The following is a 6170-nucleotide window of genomic DNA, read 5'->3' as shown; positions in this document are numbered from 1 at the left end:
GGGGGGGCGCCTGCGGCGCGGGGGGGGTGCGGCTGGGGGCCGGGGGGCGCCCGGGGGGGGGCGCGGGGGCGGTGCCGACCGGGCGCCGGTCAGGCGAGCGGCACCGTGACCCGTGCGGGGGCGTCCTCGGGGGAGGTCACGTCCACCCGGTCCCCGAGGGCGCTCTCGCTCGTGTAGCGGGCGTCCCGGCTGTCGACCACGACCGCCAGCCGGTGCCCGGCCGGGACGTCCCAGACGACCGGTTCCAGCTCGGCGGTGACCGTCACCGGCTCGCCCGGGACGGCGCCGCGCAGGGTGTGGGGGGTGTGGGAGATCAGCGAACCGGCCCCGTTGCCGTCGACGGCGTAGAGGTGGAGGAAGACCGACTGGTCCTCCGCGGTCGGGGTGAACGTGAACGTCGCCTCGGGGGTGCCCGCCACGCGCACCCCGTCCGGGTAGGCGGGGCTGGTCCACACGGCCGCGCGGTAGCGGTCCACCGTCGGCAGCAGGACCCCGGTCGGGATGTCGAAGAACTGCTGGAGCGCGCCGGAGAGCAGGACGGTGCCGCTCTCCGCCGGTGTGCCGATCCCGGTCCGGAAGCGGTAGTCCCACCCCGTGGCCGGCTCCGTCCCCATGGCGCCGCTGCTCTGCCAGCGGAACCAGTCGCCGCTCGGCTCGGCCAGGTAGTACTCGTCGGAGCCGCCGGTCACCGAGGGCCAGTCGGGGTGGGAGGTCCACCCGCCGCTCCCGTTGTTGGGCCTGACGTGCACGGGGCCGTCGGCGTCCACCTCGTTCTCCTGTCCCCGGAGGTGGTGGTCGAACCAGTCGCCGAGGGACTCCCACACCTCGTCGGGCAGGCCGAGCGCCCCGAACGCCTCCTGCGTGGCGTGGTCGCCGGGGGCGAGCATCAGGCGCTTGGGGCCCTCCAGCTCCTCGTAGAAGTCGGTGACGTGGCCGACGGGGAAGATGCCGTCGTTCCAGGCGTGCGCCATCATCACGGCCGTGCCGTTGGCGTTGAGCGCGTCGACCTTGGTGGCGGCGGAGCGGTCCGGGGCCAGGTCGAGGGCGGGTCGGATGTTGCCGCGCCTGTACTCCTCCTCCATCTCCGACAGGTCCTCGCCGGGGCGGCCCGTGAGGTTGCCCGCCAGCAGGAGCAGCTCGGCCGCCTGCCTGTTGACGGTCTCGTCGGGGTACAGGGAGGCGGCCAGGTCGGCCCATCCGCTCAGGGACGCCACGGCCCTGACCCGGTCGTCCTCGGCGGCGGTCAGCAGGCTGATGCCGCCCCCGTAGGAGATCCCGGCCATGCCGATGCGGTCGGGGTCGGCCTCGGTGTTCTCCAGGGCCCAGTCGATGACGGCGCCGGCGTCGGCGCGGTCGTCGGGGCCGGCGACCTCGATCTCCCCTCCGGAGTCCAGGAAGCCGCGCGAGGTGTAGGCGACGACCTGGTAGCCGGACTCCATGGCGAGCCTGGCCGCCGCCCCGACGTAGATGATCTGGGGCGTCCCCCAGGCGGAGGGCATCACGAGGAGGGGGTGGGGGCCCTCGACACCGGTCGGTGTGATGACCTTCGCGCTCAGCTCGGTGCCGTCGTGGCTGACGATCGTCTCGTAGGAGACGGAGGCGCCCACGGCGGCGGAGGCGGGCGCGGGGTGGAGGACGGCGGCGGCGAGGACCGCCGCGATCGCGCAGGACAGCAGGCGGGCGGGTCCTCGCGCGGCGGTCGGGGCCGGGGGGCCTCCGTCCTCCGGCGGTGCGGGACGGGGGGCGCTTCTCACAGGGCGCATGGGGGGACCTCGGGGGTGAGGGGGACGGGGGAGGGCCGATGGGTCCTCGCGCCGTGTCGCCATCGGGAGGCCGGTGTCCGCGGGCGCCGAGGGGGTGATCGGCGCCTCACGCAACCGTGAGGTAACTTACTCACGGGTTAAGTTAGGCCAACCCGCACGCGTTGTAAAGACCCGGTGACTCCGGGGTCCGCCGGGCGGCGCCCGCGCGGCCCGTCCGGGGTTGTCCACAGGCACCTCCGGAGGCCCGCCCGGTGCGGGACAATGGAGCCGTGCGAGAAGAACAGCAGCGAACAGTAGTGATCCTCGGCTCCACGGGCTCGATCGGGACCCAGGCCGTGGACATCGTCCAGCGCAACCCCGACCGCTTCCGCGTGGTGGGCCTGGCCGCGGGCGGCGGAAGGGCCGACCTGCTCGCCAAGCAGGCGGCCGAGCTCGACGTGCCGCTGGTCGCGGTCGCCGACCCCGGGCGGGCCGCCGACCTCTCGCGCTCCCTCGCCGAGCACGGCAGCCGGGCCGCCGTCCTGGTCGGCGCCGAGGGCGTGGCGGAGCTCGCCGGGAGCCCCTGCGACGTCGTGCTCAACGGCATCACGGGCGCCCTGGGCCTGGAGTCCACCCTGGCCGCGCTGCGCGCGGGCACCACCCTCGCCCTGGCCAACAAGGAGTCCCTCATCATCGGCGGGCCGCTGGTGCGCGACCTCGCCAGGCCCGGCCAGATCGTCCCGGTCGACTCCGAGCACTTCGCCATCGCCCAGTGCTTCCCGTACCTGCCCGAGGGGCAGCTCGCCAGTCCGGCGCAGGGCCACGTGCACGCCCGCCGCGACGAGGTCAGCCGCCTGGTCGTCACCGCGAGCGGGGGCCCGTTCCGGGGCCGCGACCGCGACGGGCTGGCCGGCGTCACACCGGCCGAGGCGCTCGACCACCCCACCTGGAGCATGGGGCCGGTCATCACCGTCAACTCCGCCACCCTGGTCAACAAGGGGCTGGAGGTCATCGAGGCCAGCCTGCTGTTCGACATGCCCTTCGACAGGATCGACGTCGTCGTCCACCCGCAGTCGATCGTCCACTCGATGGTCGAGTACGTCGACGGCTCCACCATCGCCAAGGCGAGCCCGCCCAGCATGATGATCCCCATCGCCTACGGGCTCGGCGCGCCCGACCGGGTCCCGGGCGCCGCCCCCGGCATGGACTGGACCCGGGCCCAGACCTGGACCTTCGAGCCGCTGGACCACGAGGCCTTCCCCGCCGTCAGGCTCGCCTGCGAGGTCGGCGCCGCGGGAGGCACCGCCCCCGCGGTGTACAACGCCGCCAACGAGGAGGCCGTCGACGCCTTCCTCCGCGGAAACCTCGCGTTCCCGTCCATCATGGACACCGTCTCCCGGGTAGTCTCGGAGCACCGGCGAACGGACCGCCCCGGGGGAGCGTCGCACCAGAGCGTGGGACTGAGCCTGGACGACGTGTACGCCGCCGACGCCTGGGCCCGCACACGTGCGCGCGAGCTTCTCGCGCGCCAGGCCTGACACCGCCTAGAGGAGAGTTGCATGGTCGCCCTGATGACCGTGGTCGGGATCGTCCTGTTCGTCTTCGGGCTGTTGTTCTCGATCGCCTGGCACGAGCTGGGCCACCTCTCCACCGCCAAGATGTTCGGGATCAAGTGCACCGAGTACATGGTGGGCTTCGGCAGGACCCTGTGGTCCTTCCGGCGGGGCGACACCGAGTACGGGATCAAGGCGGTGCCGCTGGGCGGCTTCGTGCGCATGGTCGGCATGCTCCCGCCGTCGCGCCGGAGCGCTGACGGCGGCTCGCGCAAGCTGTCCCGCTGGCGCGCCATGGCCGAGGACGCCCGTGAGGCCTCCTACGTCGAACTCTCCCCGCAGGACCAGGACCGGCAGTTCTACCAGCGGGCGCCGTGGAAGCGGCTCATCGTGATGTTCGCCGGCCCCGGCATGAACGTGGTCCTCGCCGCGATCCTGCTCGCGGTCCTGTTCATGGGCATCGGCGTCCCGAGGAGCACCACCGAGATCGGGCTCGTCAACGAGTGCATGGTCCCGGTCGGCAGCTCCGTCACCGACTGCACCGACGTGCCGCCCACCCCGGCGGCCGAGGCCGGGATGCTGCCCGGCGACGTCATCGTCTCCGTCGGGGGCGAGTCCACCCCGGACTGGAACACCGCCAACCGGCAGATCCGCGAGTCCCTCGGCAGCACCGAGGTCGTGGTCGAGCGCGACGGCGAGCGCGTCCCGCTCGACGTCGACGTCGTCGAGAACGAGCTCCCGGCCCGCGACGCCGAGGGCGAGATCCTCTACGAGACCGACGCCGACGGCGAGCCCGTGTACGACGCGGACGGCTACCGGGTCTACCAGACCGAGACCGTGGGCTTCCTCGGCATCGTCTTCGCCCAGGAGCGCGCCCCGCTCACCGTCGGCGAGTCCGCCGCCGAGATGGGCACCATGATGGTCGGCGTGGGCGAGGCGCTCATCTCCCTGCCCAGCAAGGTCCCGGAGGTGTTCGCCGCCGCGTTCCTCGGGGAGGAGCGCAACCAGGACTCCCCGGTGGGCATCGTCGGCATCTCCCGCATCGGCGGCGAGATCATGGCCCAGGGCCTGCCCGTCGCGGACACCGCGGCGATCATGCTCCAGATCCTGGCCGGTGTGAACCTGTTCCTGTTCGCCTTCAACATGCTCCCGATCCTGCCGCTGGACGGCGGCCACATGGCCGGCGCCCTCTGGGAGTGGCTCAAGCGCGGCTGGGCCAAGCTGTTCCGACGACCCGAGCCCGCCCCGGTGGACGTGGCGATGCTGACACCGGTCGCCTACGTCGTGGTGGCGTGCTTCCTCGTGTTCAGCGTGGTCCTGCTCGTCGCCGACCTGTTCAACCCGGTCAGACTCTTCGGCTGACGCACACCTGCGCGACGGCGGGCGGACGGCCGGCCGACACCGGCCGTCCACCCCGGTCGCGGGGCGGTTCCGGCGTGACGCCGACCACCCCCGGAGGCCGGTAATCTTCAGCTGGCGCACCGGTTCCGCGCTTCGCGAGGGGCGCCCTTCCACGGGCGGGTAACCTGGAGATCGCGATCCGGGAACGACGGTGCAGCGGAGGCAGCCGCGCGAGGTGACCCCGGACGCGGCGCCGCGCGCTCGCCGGACGCCCTTTCCCGATAACCGACGAATCAAGTGCCGCCCCCCTCCGGCGGCAGACGAGGTGAATCAAGCGTGACCGTCGATCTCGGTATTCCCGCCACCCCGCCGCGCCCGCTGGCGACCCGGCGCAAGACGCGGCAGATCATGGTCGGAAACGTCCCTGTCGGCGGGGACGCCCCGGTGTCCGTCCAGTCGATGACGACCACCCGTACCTCCGACATCAACGCGACGCTCCAGCAGATCGCGGAGCTCACCGCCTCCGGCTGCCAGATCGTCCGCGTGGCCGTGCCCACCAACGACGACGCCGACGCGCTCCCGATCATCGCGAAGAAGTCGCAGATCCCGGTGATCGCCGACATCCACTTCCAGCCCAAGTACGTGTTCCAGGCGATCGACGCCGGCTGCGCCGCCGTGCGCGTGAACCCGGGCAACATCAAGAAGTTCGACGACAAGGTCGCCGAGATCGCGCGGGCCGCCAACGAGGCGGGCACCCCGATCCGCATCGGCGTCAACGCCGGTTCGCTGGACAAGCGCCTGCTCCAGAAGTACGGCAAGGCCACCCCGGAGGCCCTCGTCGAGTCGGCGCTGTGGGAGTGCTCCCTCTTCGAGGAGCACGGCTTCCGCGACATCAAGATCTCGGTCAAGCACAACGACCCCGTGGTCATGGTCAACGCCTACCGCCAGCTGGCCTCCGCCTGCGACTACCCGCTGCACCTGGGCGTCACCGAGGCCGGCCCCGCGTTCCAGGGCACCATCAAGTCCGCGGTCGCCTTCGGGGCGCTGCTGTCCGAGGGCATCGGCGACACCATCCGCGTGTCCCTCTCCGCGCCTCCCGCCGAGGAGGTCAAGGTCGGCGCCCAGATCCTGGAGTCGCTGGGGCTGCGCGAGCGCGGCCTGGAGATCGTCTCCTGCCCGAGCTGCGGCCGGGCCCAGGTGGACGTCTACACGCTCGCGGAGGAGGTCACCGCCGGCCTGGAGGGCATGGAGGTGCCGCTGCGCGTGGCCGTCATGGGCTGCGTCGTCAACGGGCCCGGCGAGGCCCGCGAGGCCGACCTGGGCGTGGCCTCCGGCAACGGCAAGGGCCAGATCTTCGTCAAGGGCGAGGTCATCAAGACCGTGCCCGAGTCCCAGATCGTGGAGACCCTCATCGAGGAGGCCATGCGCATCGCCGAGGAGATGGGCGAGGCCGGGGCCGAGTCCGGCCGGCCGACCGTCGCCGTGGCGGGCTGACCCGGATCTTCCGACGACGGCCGCGCCGCACCCCAGGGGG

The 6170-nt window shown here is 72.7% G+C and carries 4 protein-coding genes; 3 read left to right on the top strand and 1 reads right to left on the bottom strand.

The genetic code is table 11. The annotated features are described in order from the left end of the window. Nucleotides 1-89: 89 nt before the first annotated feature. Nucleotides 90-1763, bottom strand: coding sequence for a CocE/NonD family hydrolase (locus ACWGL3_RS30345; RefSeq protein WP_452462084.1), 1674 nt, complete (start codon nt 1761-1763; stop codon nt 90-92). Nucleotides 1764-2059: 296 nt separating this feature from the next. Here ACWGL3_RS30345 and dxr point away from each other — a divergent pair, with 296 nt between their 5' ends. The 3 genes from dxr to ispG all read left to right on the top strand — a co-directional run bounded on the left by dxr (nt 2060) and on the right by ispG (nt 6130). Next, complete coding sequence (gene dxr / locus ACWGL3_RS30340; RefSeq protein WP_344181502.1) at nt 2060-3280, top strand: 1-deoxy-D-xylulose-5-phosphate reductoisomerase; 1221 nt, start codon at nt 2060-2062, stop codon at nt 3278-3280. 21 nt (nt 3281-3301) lie between these two features. Beyond that, nucleotides 3302-4657, top strand: a complete 1356-nt coding sequence (locus tag ACWGL3_RS30335) for a M50 family metallopeptidase (protein ID WP_267948412.1) — start codon at nt 3302-3304, stop codon at nt 4655-4657. A gap of 315 nt (nt 4658-4972) precedes the next feature. Continuing rightward, nucleotides 4973-6130, top strand: coding sequence for a flavodoxin-dependent (E)-4-hydroxy-3-methylbut-2-enyl-diphosphate synthase (ispG, locus tag ACWGL3_RS30330; RefSeq protein ID WP_267948413.1), 1158 nt, complete (start codon nt 4973-4975; stop codon nt 6128-6130). Nucleotides 6131-6170: the final 40 nt, after the last annotated feature.

It is taken from the genome of Nocardiopsis sp. NPDC055824 (assembly GCF_053616335.1).
Note: the sequence above shows the minus strand (reverse complement) of the source record. Positions and strands in the feature narration are given on the sequence as shown.

Excerpts from the sequence above, each read along its gene's own strand:
- ACWGL3_RS30345 (WP_452462084.1), bottom strand. The coding sequence starts at position 1,763 with ATGCGCCCTGTGAGAAGCGCCCCCCGTCCCGCACCGCCGGAGGACGGA.
- ACWGL3_RS30335 (WP_267948412.1), top strand. The coding sequence starts at position 3,302 with ATGGTCGCCCTGATGACCGTGGTCGGGATCGTCCTGTTCGTCTTCGGG.